Genomic DNA, 14,999 nt, shown 5'->3' with positions numbered 1-14,999 from the left:
GCAAACACGAATGACCGAGCGACGTCCATCCCGCCAACAGGTGGCAGCGGCCGAGGCTCTGGCCACCGACGCGCTTGCCTATCTAGCTGGCGACCTTGAGCATCTTGGCCGTTTCCTGGCACTTTCGGGCATCGGTCCGGCGGAATTGCGCGATGCGGCGAGCGAGCCCGGCTTCCTTGTCGGCGTGCTTGAGTTCTACATGGGGCACGAATCGCTGCTGCTTGCCTTCTGCGAGGCGCGCGGCCACCGCCCCACCACCTTTGCCTCCGCCCGCTTCGCGCTGGACACGGAAGGCCGCGAGGCGCTCGAGGACGATGATCTCTGAGGTTTCCCGCCCGCTGGTCATCTGCGACGTGGACGAGGTGACGCTGCATTTCATCCGCCACCTAGAAACCTTCCTGGCCGAACGCGACCTGCGCTTCCTGAGCCATCGCTACCGGCTTGCTGGCAACATCGCCGGGGCGGATGGCGTCGCGCTCGACCAGCCCGCGCTGCAACCGATTCTCCAGGCGTTCTATGACGCATGGGTCGGCCGCCAGAGCCCGGTCGCCGGCGCCGCCGCGGCACTCGAGAGGCTCTCGGCCAGTGCCGAGATCGTCTTTCTGACCAATCTGCCCGGCCCCTGGAACGAGGAGACGCGGGCACGCACGCTTGCCCGCAACGCCATGCCCTATCCCCTCGTCGTCAATGCCGGCCCGAAGGGCGCGGCTGCCGCGCGGCTTGCCGGAGATCGCGCAGCCCCGGTGGTGTTTCTCGATGACAGCCCCGCGCATCTGCGCTCCGTCGCCGAGACCGTTCCGGGTGCCCGCCGCATCCACTTCGTCGCCGATCCGCGCTTTCTGGCGCTCTCGGAGGATGTCGAGGGCGTGGCGTTGAAGACCGATGACTGGCGCCGGGCGGAGGCGTATATTTCGAGCCTGTTCGCCCGCTAGAGAAGGATCGCGGCCCGCGCCTGCCGGCAGGGGCCGGATGAACGTCGCCATGGCCCCCAGTGAGCATGATGCGGGCGAAAGCCCCGCAACGGCGCGCCCGCTGTGTCGCGACTGTGGCGCCCGCCCGCAGCGCCTTGCGCCCGGCGGCAGCCTCGGTCCGCGCTGTCCGGTCTGTGGGAGCCCGCGCCTGTTGCGCCATCGCGAGCTCGACAGCCTCTCCATCGCTCACATCGACTGCGATGCCTTCTACGCCTCAGTCGAGAAGCGCGACAACCCGGAGCTCGCCGACAGGCCAGTGATCGTCGGCGGCGGCAAGCGCGGCGTCGTCTCGACCTGCTGCTACATTGCCCGCATTCGCGGCGTTCGCTCCGCCATGCCCATGTTCAAGGCGCTCGAGGCGTGCCCGGATGCAGTGGTGATCAAGCCGGACATGGAGAAATACGGCCGCGTCGGACGCGAAATCCGCGAACGCATGCGGGCGCTCACCCCGCTTGTCGAGCCGCTGTCCATCGACGAGGCTTTCCTCGATCTCGGCGGCACGCAGAAGCTGCATCGGGCAACCCCGGCGGAGGCGCTCGCCCGCCTGGCGCGCGAAATCGAGCGCGACATCGGCGTCACCGTCTCCGTCGGCCTCGCGGCCAACAAGTTTCTGGCCAAGATCGCCTCCGATTTCGACAAGCCGCGCGGTTTCTCGGTCATTGGCGCGGCGGAGGCGGCCGGTTTCCTCGCCGACAAGCCGGTCGGTCTCATTTGGGGCGTCGGCAAGGTGTTCCAGGAGAAACTAGCTGCCGACGGCATCCGCACCATCGGCCAGCTCCAGACGCGCGATCCCGTCGACCTTGCCCGCCGCTATGGCGCCATGGGCCTGCGGCTCGCCGAACTCGCCCACGGGCGCGACCGCCGCAGCGTGTCCCCCGACAGGGAAGTGAAAAGCGTCTCCAACGAAACCACCTTCGATACCGACATCGCCGATCTGGAGCGCCTGCGCGCCGTGCTCCGCCGGCTCAGCGAAAAGGTGTCGGAGCGCCTGAAGTCGGCGGAACTGGCGGGGCGCACGGTGACGCTGAAATTGAAGACGTCGGAGTTTCGCACCGTCACCCGGTCGCGCAGCCTCTCCGACCCGACCCAGCTCGCCGACAGGATCTTTTCCGCCGGCGATGCGCTGTTGCGACCGGAGGTCGACGGACGGCGCTACCGGCTGATCGGCATCGGCGTCTCGGAATTCGCCGATCCGGTGCAGGCCGATCCGGACGACCTCGTCGATCCGGCCGCCGGTCAACGAGCCAAGGCCGAGCGCGCCGTCGACGCGCTGCGCGAGAAATTCGGCCGTAACTCCGTGGAACTCGGGTTGACGCGCGCCGCCGACATCCGCCCGCAGCGCGACCGCTCGTGAGGCGCGGCCTCAGCCGCCGCAGGCGACCGGCTCGAGCCGCGTGAACTCCGACAGGTTGCCCTTCAGCGTGAAGTCGCCATAGTCGAGCGTCAGCCGGCGGCTGACGCCGTTTTCATAGAGCAGGAAGGAAAGCTGGTAGACCGGCGTCCGCTCGCCCGTCTCGTCGCTCTTCTCGTCGAAATAGGAAATGGTCACGGGCCAGTGGTCGGCCGTCCCGATGGCGTCCACCGCCTTGGCATCGTCGCGCTCCGGCGCGCCCGGCCCGTCGCGGCGCTGCCCGATCACCGCCGTTGTCTCATAGACCTTGTCGCCCGTATCCGAGCCATCGAAAATATCGGCGATGAAGATCGTCTCGCCCTGCTCCGCGGCATCGAGCATCCGTCGCAGATGCTCCGTCGGAAACAGCGCCTTGCCGTTGATCGCGGTGTCGCGCTTCTCGGGCTTCTTCAGCGCCAGCGCGATTCGCCCGTCTGCATGAACCGCCCGACCGCGCGTTTCCTCGCTGAGCGCGCGGTTCACATAGGTCTTGGAGAGAAACTGAAAGGTCTTGCCCGAAGCTTCCTCGTAGGAGCTTGTCTGCAGGTCCGTGACGCGCACCGCGCCGCTTTCGTCGGAGACCTGCGTCACGAAGCGGAACGCCACGCTGTAGCCCTCGCACGGCCCTCCTGTGATCTCATAGACCATGCGCCCGCGCAGACCTGCGATTCCCGCCCCGTCCGGCTGCTCGCCGAGGGCAAGGTCGTAGACCGCGCGGTGGGTCAGCAGTTCCATCGCTCCGGCAGCGGGAACGCCCGCCGCAATCGCGCCCAGAGCAAGCCCGGCCAGTCCGGAAAAGGCGCGGCGCGCGGACAATCCTGCCATGTGTCGTCTCCTAGAAACCTTCGCGCGTCAGTCTCGCGCATCTCGCCTGCTTCGGCCAGCCCCCGCGTGCGCGGGGGACCGCGGGCCCTCGCTTGCGGGCCCCGGCGATTTGCGTCACTGTCCGCGGCGAATGGGGCGGCCCGGCGGCATCCGCGAGGATTCGCAGCACCGTGTCGCCATCACGTCACACGGACTGCCCGCGAGACGCAAGCGCGACCGGGCTCCTGCCCACGAAAGGAAAAAGCATGAGCGGAACCATCGAGGCACGGCTTGGCGAACTCGGCGTCACGCTTCCCGTACCGGCCGCCCCCGTGGCGAACTACGTGGCGCACATGAAGTCTGGGAACCAGCTCTTCATTTCCGGCCAGGTGCCGATGGGCCCGAACGGCCCGGAGTACAAGGCAAAGCTCGGCGAGAACGCCTCCGTCGAGGACGGACAGGCCGCCGCCCGCCTCTGCGCCATCAACATCCTCGCCCAGGCGAAGGCCGCCCTGGGTGACCTCGACAAGATCGTCCAGCTCGTCAAGATCGTCGGCTTCGTCAACTCCACGCCCGATTTCACCGACCAGCCGAAAGTCGTCAACGGCGCTTCCGACTTCATGGTCGAGGCACTGGGCGAGAAGGGCCGCCACGCCCGTTCGGCCGTCGGCGTTGCCGCTCTTCCCCTTGGCGTCGCCGTCGAGGTCGAGGCGATCTTCGAGATCGCCTGATCCCGCCGGCACCTCCCCGCCCGCCGGTTTCGCGGCGGGCGGAGCCCCTTTACCTCCCCCCTTTCCCTCCACAGATCCGGTCCTGCTCCACCCATGCGCGACATTTCCTGGCTTACGAAGCGGCCAATCGCCCATCGCGGATACCACGACGCGAGCGCCGGGCGGCTCGAGAACTCCCCAAGCGCCGTCGAGGCAGCCGTTGCAAAGGGCTTCGCCATCGAGGTCGACCTGCAGCAGAGCGCCGATGGCAAGGCCATCGTCTTCCACGACGACAGGCTCGACCGGCTGACCTTCGAGACCGGCGACATCCGCGCCCGCACGGCCGACGAACTGTGCCGCCTGTCGATGCGCGGCAGCGATGACAAGCTGTGGCTCCTGGAGGACCTTCTCGCCCTCGTCAACGGCAAGGCCGGGCTTTGCATCGAGCTCAAGTCGCGCTTTTCCCGCCAGCCGTCGACCGAATGGGTCGCCGGCATCGCCGCCCAGTTGCAAGCCTATCAGGGGCCGCTCGCGGTGAAGTCCTTCGATCCCGACATGATGTCGTTGATGCGCGCGGCGGCTCCCGAGATCCCGCGCGGCGCGCTCGGCGACGGGGCTCGCGACATGAAGGAATGGGGCCGCGCCTCGCGCATCGACCGCTTCGCCCTGCGCCACATGCTCTACGCGGCACGCACGCGCCCGAGCTTCGTTTCCTACTGGGTGAAGGACCTTCCGGCCATCGCTCCTTCGCTCCTCAAGCGCGTGTTCGGACTGCCGATCATCACCTGGACCGTGCGCACGGCGGAGGACAGGGAGCGCGCCGCCCACTTCGCCGACCAGATCGTGTTCGAAGGTTTCGATCCCGACGCGGCCTGATCCGGTTTCTCCACCGGGCGCGGCCTTTTCCCCGCCCGTCGGCTGACCTACATTGAGCATGCGGAAGGTGACACGGCGCGCCCGGATCCTGGCCAGGCAGGCACGCTCACGACAACGAGGAGACCGGCCCGCGACGCCGGGACGGAGCCGCAACCATTGAGCTCGCACGAAGACAACACCGATGACTTCCGCCTGACGGCGATCGGGGGCCTGGGCGATATCTCTCGCCACGACTGGGACGCGCTCGCCAATCCCGGCTGGACACTCGGCCCCGGAGGGGCGCTCTCCCGCGATGTCGGAGTTGAATTAACATCTCAGGGCGCGGAATCGCTTTCTTCGGAAACCGCGTTCAACCCGTTCATCTCCCACGACTTTCTATCGATTCTCGAGGAAAGCGGCTGCGTCGGCGCGAAAAGTGGCTGGCTGCCCCAGCACCTGGTTCTGGAAGACCCGCGCGGAAAGCCCGTCGCCGCCCTGCCCTGCTACCTCAAGAACAACTCCATGGGAGAATACGTCTTCGACCACGCCTGGGCGGATGCGTTCGAGCGCGCGGGCGGCAACTACTATCCCAAGCTTCAGTGCTCGGTCCCCTTCACGCCGGCAACCGGACGGCGCTTCCTGACCAGCGCCGGCATCGATCGCCGGGCGGCGATCGGCGCACTGCTCGGCGGCGTCACCGCGCTCTGCCAGATGCGCGAGGCCTCCTCGGTTCACATCACATTCATGACCGAACCGGAATGGCAGGCGGCAGGCGACGAGGGCTTCCTGCGCCGCATGGACCAACAGTTCCACTGGCTCAATGCCGGCTATGCGTCCTTCGAGGCATTTCTCGACGATCTCGCCTCGCGCAAGCGCAAGCAGATCCGCAAGGAGCGGCGCGAGGCGCTGGCCAATGACATCGAGATCGACTGGGTCACGGGCAAGGACCTGACCGAGGCGCACTGGGACGCGTTTCACGCCTTCTATCGGGACACCGGAAGCCGCAAGTGGGGCCGACCCTATCTCAACCGGCGGTTCTTCTCGCTGCTGGGCGAGAGGCTTGGAGAGCGGGTGCTGCTCGTCATGGCGCGGCGCGAGGGGCGCCCGATCGCCGGCGCGCTCAATCTGATAGGCTCCGACACATTGTTCGGGCGCAACTGGGGCTGCACGGAAGACCACCCCTTCCTGCATTTCGAGGTCTGCTATTATCAGGCCATCGACTTCGCCATCTCCCGAGGCCTCGCCCGCGTCGAGGCGGGCGCGCAGGGTGCGCACAAGCTTGCCCGGGGCTATCTGCCCGCCCCCACGTACTCCGCCCACCACATCGCCCACCCGGGCCTGCGTCGGGCGGTTGCCGACTATCTCGAGCAGGAGCGCGACGCCGTCCAGCTCGAGGGCGAGGCGATCCGCGCCGAATATTCCCCCTTCAGGAAGACCTGAAGACCCTCAGCCAAGTGATTCTGGCGACTCAGGTTTTCAGGCCCGCTGACGCGACACGCGATGCGCTCGCCTGAATCATTTTCTCAAGCCGCGTGAATCACTTTCTGAAGTTGCCGTTGAATCAGAACTTGAACCCCGACGCCGGCTGTGCTGCCAAGAAGGTCACCGATCAATCAACCGTCGACGCGGGTTTGCGCGACGATTCAAGGGGAGCATCCATGCCCATCGACACATCCCTCGCCTATGACGACCAGAACGTTTTCGCGAAGATCCTGCGCGGCGAACTGCCGGCGCAGAAGATCTACGAGGACGACAAGACCCTTGCCCTCATGGACATCATGCCGCGCGGCGACGGCCACTGCCTGGTGATCCCCAAGGCTCCCTCGCGCAACGTCCTCGACATCGCCGAGGCCGACCTCTTTGCCGTCATGTCGAGCGTGCAGAAGCTCGCCCGCGCCGTCGTCAAGGCCTTCGACGCCGATGGCGCGACAATCCAGCAGTTCTCCGAAAGCGCCGGCGGCCAGGTGGTGTTTCACACCCATGTCCACGTCATTCCGCGCTTCGAGGGGGTGGCGCTGAAGCCCCACACCGGCACGATGGCCGAGCAGAGCGTCCTCGCGGATCACGCCGAGAGGATCCGCGCCGCGCTTGCCGACTGACGCCGACGATCCGGCAGGTGGCGGCTCAGCCCGCCGCCTGCCCAAGCGGAGCGCCCCCGGCATCCGTCGCGTGGATCGAGCCGGAGAGCAGCCGCCCGGAGAGCGCGACGCTTAGCGCGAAGACGGCCAGACCGCCAAAAAGATCGACCAGGTGGTGTCCGCCGTGCAGGAGAACCGCCAGCGGCATCGTCAGGTTGACAAGGACGAGCAGCACGAACAGCGGCCGTACCGAGCGGGCAAACCACACCGCCATCAGCGCCATGACCAGATGGACGGAAGGGAACGCCACCAGCCCCAGCACATCGCGCGGCGAGATCAGCGACACACCCTCCATCGCCAGCCGGTTGAGTTCCTCGCCATAGGTCGGTCCAACCACCATGCCAAGCCGTGAGATCACGTCCACGGGAATGTCGAAATAGGCCGAGGGACCGGAACTGGGGAAGGCGAACCAGAACAGGATCGACAGGGTTACAGCGAGAACCCCGGTGAGCAGGAAACGGTGCAGCTCGGCTGCCCGCCCCGTCAGGCCGAGCGTCAGGATCAGCAGCACGAACTGGAACAGCGAGCTCATGTAGACGAAGCCAAGCGCCCTGCCGAAGATCGGCGTCGCCGACATCGCCATGACCAGATCCGGCCAGGAATAGCCCATCAGCGCGTCGATACGCATGAGCAGCCCGTCGACCCGGCGCGGCCCGACCGGCAGCAGCAGGTAGTTGAACACCGAAACCGAGATGGTGAAGAGAATGAAGAGGCCGGCGCTCACGGCGGCGAGCGCGATGTTCGGATCCCGCCGGCGCAGCCGGTAGAACAGCCCGAGCGCCAGCACCCCGAGCCCGACACTGACGAGCGGCGCATAGCCGGCCCAGTCGATCGCAACCCCGCGCACCGCGACAAGCACGGCATCGACCAGATAGATCGCGCCAATTCCCGTTGCTACGACCCGTTCTGCTGGAAGAAGTGCCATTCCGCCCCCCGCTGCCTTCGCAGGCTCTCGATAGCAGGCGCGGTCTAAGAAAGCTTTAAGTGGCGGGAATTGCGAGCGCGAACCAGCCGGCGACCAACACCACCTCGGCCACCGCGACACCGACGACGACCCGCTGCCGCGAGGCCAGAAACGCGGCAAAGCCCACCGCCACGGCAAGGATGCGCAAGGCGACCGGCGCGGCCTCCAGCGCGCCAATGGGAAAGAGGATGAGCCGCGAGATCACGCCAGCGACGAGCGCTGTCGCCACGCATCGCACGAAGATCATCACCTCGCTGTCCTCGCGCAGCCGCCCGGAAGCCAACACGCCGAGCCAGCGCCAGACGTCGGTGGCGAACCAGCCCGCGACAAGGATCATTGCATAGGGCCACCACCAGGCATCGGCGGCCGTCATCGCCATCCCCTCCGCGCCACGCGCATGCCGACATAGGCGAGCGTGCCGCCGACCAGCCCGGTCCACAGCAGGTCGAAGCCCGGCTGCAACAGGAAGAACACCGGCCCGAGCACGAGCCCCGTCAGCATCGCCGCCTTGTCGGTCGGCAGCCGCGAGGCGCTCCACATGGAGCACAGGAAATAGATCGGCGTCAGCATCGAAAGCGCGCCGGCCAGGGCGATCGGCATGCCGTCGATCATCACATAGGCGACACCGGTCATGCAGAAGACGAAGGAGGTCAGGCTGCCGCCGAAACCGAGGAAGAACGGCAACCGCGCCGGCCTCGGCAGGTCCTGGAGATTGCGCATGGCAAAAACCCAGGCCGTCACCGCAACGAAATGCGAGGCGATCAGCAACGGCCAGCGGCTGCGCCTGTTGTCGTCACGCAGGATCGGCATCAGCGCCATGGTCATCGGCATCAGCCGCACGGAGGCCAGCGCCACGGCGATGCTGGCCGGCAACATGCCCATGCCCGAGGTGATCGCCCCCGTCAGCACGACGATGCTCGGCAGCGCCCAGACCAGCCCGGTCATCGCCAGCGTCTGGCCCAGCGTCAGGCCGCTCTCCCGGGCAAGGCCGGCGTAGCCGATAAACGCGGCAGTCAGGATCAGCGCCGGAATGGAAACCGCCGCGCGCATGCCGCGCAGGGCCCAGATGCGGGCCGGGAGCAGATCGTCTGGCGCGGGAGCATCTGGAGAAACGGGATCGCTGGTCATCACGGACTGTCGCTCGGGCGGGGCGCACGCCGGGCAAACCGCACGGCAGACGTGTCATTCTACCTAGCAGCTTGCCCGTGAAAAGCAAAACGGCGCCCAGGGGCGCCGTTTCGGTTTGTATCAGCTCGTCGTGAACGGATCTCAGTCCGCCAACGGAACCTTGGGCACCAGGCTGCGCTTGCCGCTGCCGCCACCCGACTTGCCTGCGGGCTTGGCCGGCTCGCTCGTCGCCTCCGCCTTCTTCGCGGCAGGCTTGCGCTTGCGCTTGGGACGCGCCGCCTTGGGCTTTTCGGCCTTGGGCCTGGCGATGGTTTCCTCGACGCTCTCCAGCAGCAGTCCTTCCGCATCCTCGGACACGGAGACCTTGACGGTGCCGCCCTTCCTGAGCTTGCCGAACAGCACCTCGTCGGCCAGCGGCCGCTTGATGTGCTCCTGGATGACGCGCGCCAGCGGGCGAGCGCCCATGCGCTCGTCGTAGCCCTTGTCGGCGAGCCAGGCGATGGCGTTCTCCGTCAGCTCGAAGGTCACGCCGCGATCGGCAAGCTGCGCCTCGAGCTGCATGACGAACTTCTCGACGATCCGGTGCACCACCTCGGTCGGCAGGCTGCCGAAGGCGATGACGGCGTCGAGCCGGTTGCGGAACTCCGGCGTGAACAGGCGGTTGATCGCCTCCAGATCCTCGCCCTCGCGCTTGACCCGGTTGAAGCCGATCGGCGTCTTCGCCATGTCGGACGCACCCGCGTTGGTCGTCATGATCAGGATGACATTGCGGAAGTCGACCTGCTTGCCGTTGTGATCGGTAAGCCGGCCGTGGTCCATCACCTGCAGCAGGATGTTGAACAGGTCGGGATGCGCCTTCTCGATCTCGTCGAGCAGCAGCACGCAATGCGGATGCTGGTCGACGCCATCGGTCAGCAGGCCGCCCTGGTCGAAGCCGACATAGCCCGGAGGCGCGCCGATAAGCCGCGAGACCGTGTGCCGCTCCATGTACTCCGACATGTCGAAGCGCAGCAGCTCGACGCCGAGCGAGGAGGCAAGCTGGCGGGCGACCTCTGTCTTGCCGACGCCGGTGGGGCCGGAGAACAGGTAGTTGCCGATCGGCTTGTCGGGCTCGCGCAGGCCCGCCCGCGCTAGCTTGATGGAGGTCGCAAGCGCCTCGATCGCCTGATCCTGACCGAACACCATCCGCTTCAGCGTCGACGTCAGGTTGGACAGCAGCTCTTCGTCGGACTTGGACACCGACTTCGCCGGGATCCGCGCCATCGTGGCGATCGTCATCTCGATCTCCTTGACGCCGATCGTCTTGCGACGACGGCCCTCGGGAACGAGTTTCTGCGACGCTCCGGACTCGTCGATCACGTCGATGGCCTTGTCCGGCAGCTTGCGGTCATTGATGTAGCGCGCCGACAGTTCGACCGCTGTCTTGATCGCGTCATTGGTGTAGCGGACCTTGTGGAAGGTCTCGAAATACGGCTTCAGACCCTTCAGGATCTCGATGGCGTCGGAGACCGTCGGCTCGTTGACGTCGATCTTCTGGAACCGCCGCAGCAGCGCCCTGTCCTTCTCGAAGAACTGGCGATATTCCTTGTAGGTGGTCGAGCCGACGCAGCGGATCGTGCCGGAGGCGAGCGCCGGCTTCAGCAGGTTGGAGGCGTCCATCGCCCCGCCCGAGGTTGCGCCCGCGCCGATCACCGTGTGGATCTCGTCGATGAACATCACCGCGCCGGGGTAATCCTCGATCTCCTTGACGACCTGCTTCAACCGCTCCTCGAAATCGCCGCGATAGCGGGTGCCGGCGAGCAGCGCGCCCATGTCGAGCGAGAAGATCGTCGCATCGAGCAGGACCTCGGGCACGTCCTTGTCGACGATGCGCTTGGCAAGCCCCTCGGCGATGGCCGTCTTGCCGACGCCCGGGTCGCCGACGAAGAGCGGATTGTTCTTCGAACGGCGGCAAAGAATCTGGATCGTGCGCGAGATTTCCGAATCCCGGCCGATCAGCGGATCGATCTTCCCCGCTCGCGCCTTCTCGTTGAGGTTGACGCAATAGGCCTCGAGCGCGTCCGTCTTCTGCTTGGGCTTCTCCACGCCCTCGTCGTCGGTCGCCGCCTCCTCGTCGGCGCCGCGCACGGGGCGGGCCTCCGACATGCCGGCACGCTTGGCGATGCCATGGGAGATGTAGTTGACCGCGTCGTAGCGCGTCATGTCCTGCTCCTGCAGGAAATACGCCGCATGACTCTCGCGCTCGGCGAAGATCGCGACGAGCACGTTGGCGCCGGTCACCTCCTCGCGTCCCGAGGACTGCACATGGATCACCGCGCGCTGGATGACGCGCTGGAAACCCGCGGTTGGCTTGGAGTCATCGTCATTGTCTACGACGAGGTTCTCGAGCTCGGTGTCGATATAATCGACCAGATTGCGCTTCAGCGCGTCGAGATCGACGTTGCAGGCCCGCATCACCGCAGCCGCGTCCTGATCCTCGATCAGGGCGAGCAGCAGATGCTCAAGCGTTGCGTATTCCTGCTGGCGCTCATTCGCGAAGGAGAGAGCCTGATGCAGGGCCTTTTCGAGACTTCTGGAGAATGAAGGCACAGGTGCCCCCTATTTCTTTTCCATCACACACTGCAGAGGATGCTGGTGTTTGCGCGCAAAGTCCATGACCTGCGTTACCTTGGTCTCTGCGACCTCATAGGTAAAGACACCGCACTCTCCCGCACCGTGATGATGGACGTGCAACATGATGCGCGTGGCTTCTTCACGGTCCTTCTGGAAGAACCGCTCGAGCACGTGCACGACGAACTCCATGGGCGTGTAGTCATCGTTGAGGAGGAGGACCCGGTAGAGGTTCGGCCGTTTGGCCACCGTCCGCGTCTTGGTGACGACCAGATTGCCGGTATCGTCGCCATCGCCGCGCTTTGGTCCATTCGTCATCGTCACTCCACTGCCCGCCGCGACGGGCCAACCCTGTCATTCATTGTTTTGCGAAGCCTGAGCCGGATTCGCGCTTCGCGCAAGCCACCGTTTGCGGCGACAGGCCGAAACCCGCAATCCCGCCCGGGCGTTTTCCCCGGACTGCCCGGGGCGGCCACTTCACCCTCCCGCCCGGTTTCATCGGCCAGGAGCACAGGCAGCGCTTCAAGAGGATCGGCCCTGCGCTGCTGCTCAGGCCGGCGGTCACGACGCGACCGCGTTATCTAATGTATGGCATCCGCGCCGAACCTCAATGGTCGGCAGGCCCGACAAACGCATCTTGCGCCGGTGATCGTGCATTCACTTTTTCGGGAGCATGTCGCGCTCTCGGCCGACGGGACAAGAAAAGCCGGCGAAGGAAAGCTGTGGTGAAAAAAGAAGTTTCTGCAAAATGACCCGCGGGCGCACGCCCAGCCGCGAAAACCACGGCCAAAACGAAAAACGGCGGGCAAGATGCCCGCCGCTGAACCGAAATCCGAAGGCTTACTTGGCAGCCTTGGAAAGCGCGCCCTCGTAGGACTTGTAGCTTTCCTTGGCGATCTCGGAATACATCTCGCCGATCTTGGTCGCCTCGCCGACGAAGGACTCATAGGCGCCCTTAACGTATTCGCTCTGCGCCTCGAAGGCCTTGTCGAGCGACTTGGCGGAGACGAGCTTCTCAAGAGCGGCGGAGCCATCCTCGAAAGACTTCTTCTGGTAGTCGGCGACCTCGGAGGCGATCGCCTGCATGCCCTTGGTCATGGCGCCGAAGCTCTGCATCATGACGTCCATATTGTCCTTGCCGAACTTCTGGAAGTCTTCAAATCCGTTCATCATGGAAACCCCTGTCATATGGTTACCCGTTGCGCCGGATCGTGTCTTACTGACGAGGGCGCCTGAGGGATCGTGTCTTTAGGCCCGAGGCCGAGAACGTACCGGTTGCACCGCAAAAGCGGGCGCCCCGGCGGCGCATCTCGATATCGAGCACATCGATTACGTCCTGATATTTATGCGCTGCACAAATCTTGTCAAGGTTGTATTTTGCACTGCAGCATAACCAGTTCTCCGTATTGCATGACACAAACGAATGGTTAGGGTTTTCGGTTCGCCCGGTCGGAGCGGCGCCGGACGAGCCGGGAAATTCGCTTCCCGCAAAAAAATCCCGCCTGGACTCCCATGCGCGGCGCGCTCGGCCCGGCTTTTGGCCGTTTTTGGCGCCGATGGGTTGCAAACAGACGCCCCGGTCGGTCAAGGTGCGCCCTGTCAACGAGCGCTTCCAGGGGTGCTCGGTAACGGCACATTAACTGCCTTTTGCGACTCTCCGGTATCGACCATGCACATGGCAAACGGCTGAATGCCTTGAAAAACCCTATCGCTCCCCGATGGCGTTTGGACATTCGTAACCCTGTTTGAGGCATGGTCGGCTGAGATGAGCGGAGCCGACACGCGAGCGCCATGCGCCCCGAGGCTCCGGAGACCGAAACACCTGGCCCGAATGGGGTGACATTGTGCTGAGTAAAGGTGTGAAGCGTTTCGGACGCGCTATCGCTATCGGCCTTCGCGGAACGATTTTCGCCGGCCTTGTGCTCGGCGTTTCCGCACTGGCGGCCATGCCCGCCGTCGCCAACTCCAAGTATTCCGGTATCGTCGTGGACGCGAAGACCGGCAAGACCCTCTACAGTTACAAGGCGGACACGTACCGCTTTCCCGCGTCGCTGACCAAGATCATGACGCTCTATGTGCTTTTCGAGGAAATCGAGGCGGGTCGCATGTCGATGCAGACGCCCCTCAAGGTCTCGAAATACGCATCGAGCCGCCCGCCCTCCAAGCTGGGGCTGAAGCCGGGCAGCACGATCAAGGTCAAGGACGCGATCATGGCGCTGGTGACCAAGTCGGCCAATGACGTGGCCGTCGTCGTCGCCGAGAATGTCGGCGGCTCGGTGCCCCGCTTCGCCAAGCGCATGACGCGCACGGCCCGCAGCATCGGCATGAAGCGCACGACCTTCCACAATCCCTCGGGCCTGCCCGACAAGCGCCAGGTCACCACGGCGCGCGACATGGCGCTGCTCGGCCGCGCCATCAAGGATCGCTTCCCGAAGTACTTCAAGCTCTTCAGCAAGCGCTCCTTCGCCTACAAGGGCCGCCGCTATGGCAACCACAACCGGCTTCTCGGCAAGGTGCGCGGCGTCAACGGCATCAAGACCGGCTACACCCGCGCCTCCGGCTTCAACCTGGTGACCAACGTCGAGACCGACGGCCGCCACGTTGTCGCGGTCGTGCTCGGCGGACGCTCGGGTGCCTCGCGCAACGCCCAGATGAAGAAGCTGATCGCGCAGTATCTTCCCAAGGCAACCCGCGGCCGGCGCACCGCCCCCGCGCTCGTCGCCTCCGCGCCGGCAAGCAGCCGTCCCGCCTATGCGGAACTGCGCAATGTGCCGGTGCCTGATCTGAAGCCGAGCGTCGCGGTCGCGGTCGCGGCAGCGCTGCCGTCCCCCGCGCCGGCGGCTCCGATCCCCCTGCCCGTCTCCGCGCCGATCCAGGTCGCCTCCGCCGCGTCCGAGCCGATCGTCACCGGATCCATCGTCCCGGTGCCGCAGAAGGCCGATCTCAAGGCCGCGCTGCGTCGCAAGACGCTGGCCTATGCGGGCGCCAACCAGGTGCCGACCCCGCGTGCCCCGGATCTTGCCATCCGTTCCGTGCGCACCCAGGCGATCCATGTCGCCAACGCCCAGGCGCAACAGCAGGAGGCCCGCCCGCTGCCGGACGCGCCGAAGTCCGCCTCGGTGACGCTGGCGACGAACAACATCGTCGAGCCGCAGCCGGGCTGGCAGGTCCAGATCGCCGCAGCCGACAGCGAGGACGCGGCCGTCGCAATGCTGAAGAAGGCGCGCACCGCGGCCGGCTCCACGCTGCGCGGCTACGATCCCTACACGGAGCCGGTCGCTTCCGGCGGCGCCACCCTCTATCGCGCCCGTTTCGTCGGGTTCGAGACGAAGACCGCCGCGTGGAATGCCTGCTCGACACTGAAGCGCAAGCGCTTCAACTGCTACGCCGTATACCAGTGAGGCGGGCCTCGCAGCCCGTCGCGCCGGA

The 14,999-nt window shown here is 65.9% G+C and carries 15 protein-coding genes; 8 read left to right on the top strand and 7 right to left on the bottom strand.

Annotated elements, in window-relative coordinates; all coding sequences use genetic code 11:
* Window positions 1–10 precede the first annotated feature (10 nt).
* Genes ACSLUQ_RS04050 through ACSLUQ_RS04040 form a run of 3 tightly spaced genes read left to right on the top strand, consistent with a single transcriptional unit; the run spans window position 11 to window position 2,325 of the window.
* A complete protein-coding gene (locus tag ACSLUQ_RS04050; RefSeq protein WP_461807759.1) occupies window positions 11–325 on the top strand; it encodes a DUF3572 domain-containing protein in 315 nt (104 codons plus the stop codon).
* Window positions 315–932: a hypothetical protein gene (locus ACSLUQ_RS04045; RefSeq protein WP_461807758.1), complete on the top strand. Its 618-nt coding sequence runs from the start codon at window positions 315–317 to the stop codon at window positions 930–932. The genes ACSLUQ_RS04050 and ACSLUQ_RS04045 overlap by 11 nt, the downstream gene beginning before the upstream one ends.
* A gap of 49 nt (window positions 933–981) precedes the next feature.
* Window positions 982–2,325 carry a DNA polymerase IV gene (locus ACSLUQ_RS04040; RefSeq protein ID WP_461807757.1) on the top strand — a complete coding sequence of 448 codons (1,344 nt, stop codon included), beginning with the start codon at window positions 982–984 and terminating at the stop codon, window positions 2,323–2,325.
* A 9-nt stretch (window positions 2,326–2,334) separates the two neighbouring features.
* Here ACSLUQ_RS04040 and ACSLUQ_RS04035 read toward each other — a convergent pair whose 3' ends face one another.
* Window positions 2,335–3,186 (bottom strand): cell envelope integrity EipB family protein, encoded by an 852-nt coding sequence (locus tag ACSLUQ_RS04035; RefSeq protein WP_417773976.1) that lies wholly within the window; start codon window positions 3,184–3,186, stop codon window positions 2,335–2,337.
* Between the two features lie 245 nt (window positions 3,187–3,431).
* Between ACSLUQ_RS04035 and ACSLUQ_RS04030 the strand changes: the two genes are divergently transcribed.
* The 4 genes from ACSLUQ_RS04030 to ACSLUQ_RS04015 all read left to right on the top strand — a co-directional run bounded on the left by ACSLUQ_RS04030 (window position 3,432) and on the right by ACSLUQ_RS04015 (window position 6,829).
* Entirely contained in the window at window positions 3,432–3,896 is a 465-nt protein-coding gene (locus ACSLUQ_RS04030) for a RidA family protein (RefSeq protein WP_417773977.1), read from the top strand.
* 93 nt (window positions 3,897–3,989) lie between these two features.
* Window positions 3,990–4,751: a glycerophosphodiester phosphodiesterase family protein gene (locus tag ACSLUQ_RS04025; protein ID WP_461807756.1), complete on the top strand. Its 762-nt coding sequence runs from the start codon at window positions 3,990–3,992 to the stop codon at window positions 4,749–4,751.
* 156 nt (window positions 4,752–4,907) lie between these two features.
* Window positions 4,908–6,170, top strand: a complete 1,263-nt coding sequence (locus ACSLUQ_RS04020; RefSeq protein WP_461807755.1) for a GNAT family N-acetyltransferase — start codon at window positions 4,908–4,910, stop codon at window positions 6,168–6,170.
* A 218-nt stretch (window positions 6,171–6,388) separates the two neighbouring features.
* Window positions 6,389–6,829: an HIT family protein gene (locus ACSLUQ_RS04015; protein ID WP_417773980.1), complete on the top strand. Its 441-nt coding sequence runs from the start codon at window positions 6,389–6,391 to the stop codon at window positions 6,827–6,829.
* Window positions 6,830–6,854: 25 nt separating this feature from the next.
* Here ACSLUQ_RS04015 and ACSLUQ_RS04010 read toward each other — a convergent pair whose 3' ends face one another.
* The 6 genes from ACSLUQ_RS04010 to ACSLUQ_RS03985 all read right to left on the bottom strand — a co-directional run bounded on the left by ACSLUQ_RS04010 (window position 6,855) and on the right by ACSLUQ_RS03985 (window position 12,743).
* Window positions 6,855–7,793, bottom strand: coding sequence for a phosphatase PAP2 family protein (locus tag ACSLUQ_RS04010; RefSeq protein ID WP_461807754.1), 939 nt, complete (start codon window positions 7,791–7,793; stop codon window positions 6,855–6,857).
* A gap of 55 nt (window positions 7,794–7,848) precedes the next feature.
* Window positions 7,849–8,211: an AzlD domain-containing protein gene (locus ACSLUQ_RS04005; RefSeq protein ID WP_461807753.1), complete on the bottom strand. Its 363-nt coding sequence runs from the start codon at window positions 8,209–8,211 to the stop codon at window positions 7,849–7,851.
* The gene (locus ACSLUQ_RS04000; protein WP_417773983.1) at window positions 8,202–8,960 is read right to left on the bottom strand and encodes an AzlC family ABC transporter permease; all 759 of its coding nucleotides are present in this window, start codon (window positions 8,958–8,960) and stop codon (window positions 8,202–8,204) included. Before ACSLUQ_RS04000 ends, ACSLUQ_RS04005 begins: the two co-directional genes overlap by 10 nt.
* 141 nt (window positions 8,961–9,101) lie before the next feature.
* On the bottom strand, window positions 9,102–11,549 hold the full coding sequence (clpA, locus tag ACSLUQ_RS03995) for an ATP-dependent Clp protease ATP-binding subunit ClpA (protein WP_417773984.1): 2,448 nt from the start codon (window positions 11,547–11,549) through the stop codon (window positions 9,102–9,104).
* Window positions 11,550–11,558: 9 nt separating this feature from the next.
* Window positions 11,559–11,888, bottom strand: a complete 330-nt coding sequence (clpS, locus tag ACSLUQ_RS03990) for an ATP-dependent Clp protease adapter ClpS (RefSeq protein ID WP_417773985.1) — start codon at window positions 11,886–11,888, stop codon at window positions 11,559–11,561.
* Between the two features lie 522 nt (window positions 11,889–12,410).
* Window positions 12,411–12,743 carry a phasin family protein gene (locus ACSLUQ_RS03985; RefSeq protein ID WP_417773986.1) on the bottom strand — a complete coding sequence of 111 codons (333 nt, stop codon included), beginning with the start codon at window positions 12,741–12,743 and terminating at the stop codon, window positions 12,411–12,413.
* Between the two features lie 671 nt (window positions 12,744–13,414).
* On the opposite strand from ACSLUQ_RS03985, the gene ACSLUQ_RS03980 reads away from it, so the two are divergent.
* A complete protein-coding gene (locus ACSLUQ_RS03980) occupies window positions 13,415–14,971 on the top strand; it encodes a D-alanyl-D-alanine carboxypeptidase (protein ID WP_417773987.1) in 1,557 nt (518 codons plus the stop codon).
* Window positions 14,972–14,999 lie beyond the last annotated feature (28 nt).

Source organism: Stappia sp. ICDLI1TA098 (assembly GCF_054880955.1).
Note: the sequence above shows the minus strand (reverse complement) of the source record. Positions and strands in the feature narration are given on the sequence as shown.

Excerpts from the sequence above, each read along its gene's own strand:
- ACSLUQ_RS04050 (WP_461807759.1), top strand. The coding sequence starts at position 11 with ATGACCGAGCGACGTCCATCCCGCCAACAGGTGGCAGCGGCCGAGGCT.
- ACSLUQ_RS04045 (WP_461807758.1), top strand. The coding sequence starts at position 315 with ATGATCTCTGAGGTTTCCCGCCCGCTGGTCATCTGCGACGTGGACGAG.
- ACSLUQ_RS04040 (WP_461807757.1), top strand. The coding sequence starts at position 982 with ATGGCCCCCAGTGAGCATGATGCGGGCGAAAGCCCCGCAACGGCGCGC.
- ACSLUQ_RS04035 (WP_417773976.1), bottom strand. The coding sequence starts at position 3,186 with ATGGCAGGATTGTCCGCGCGCCGCGCCTTTTCCGGACTGGCCGGGCTT.
- ACSLUQ_RS04030 (WP_417773977.1), top strand. The coding sequence starts at position 3,432 with ATGAGCGGAACCATCGAGGCACGGCTTGGCGAACTCGGCGTCACGCTT.
- ACSLUQ_RS04025 (WP_461807756.1), top strand. The coding sequence starts at position 3,990 with ATGCGCGACATTTCCTGGCTTACGAAGCGGCCAATCGCCCATCGCGGA.
- ACSLUQ_RS04015 (WP_417773980.1), top strand. The coding sequence starts at position 6,389 with ATGCCCATCGACACATCCCTCGCCTATGACGACCAGAACGTTTTCGCG.
- ACSLUQ_RS04010 (WP_461807754.1), bottom strand. The coding sequence starts at position 7,793 with ATGGCACTTCTTCCAGCAGAACGGGTCGTAGCAACGGGAATTGGCGCG.
- ACSLUQ_RS04005 (WP_461807753.1), bottom strand. The coding sequence starts at position 8,211 with ATGGCGATGACGGCCGCCGATGCCTGGTGGTGGCCCTATGCAATGATC.
- ACSLUQ_RS04000 (WP_417773983.1), bottom strand. The coding sequence starts at position 8,960 with ATGACCAGCGATCCCGTTTCTCCAGATGCTCCCGCGCCAGACGATCTG.
- clpS (WP_417773985.1), bottom strand. The coding sequence starts at position 11,888 with ATGACGAATGGACCAAAGCGCGGCGATGGCGACGATACCGGCAATCTG.
- ACSLUQ_RS03985 (WP_417773986.1), bottom strand. The coding sequence starts at position 12,743 with ATGATGAACGGATTTGAAGACTTCCAGAAGTTCGGCAAGGACAATATG.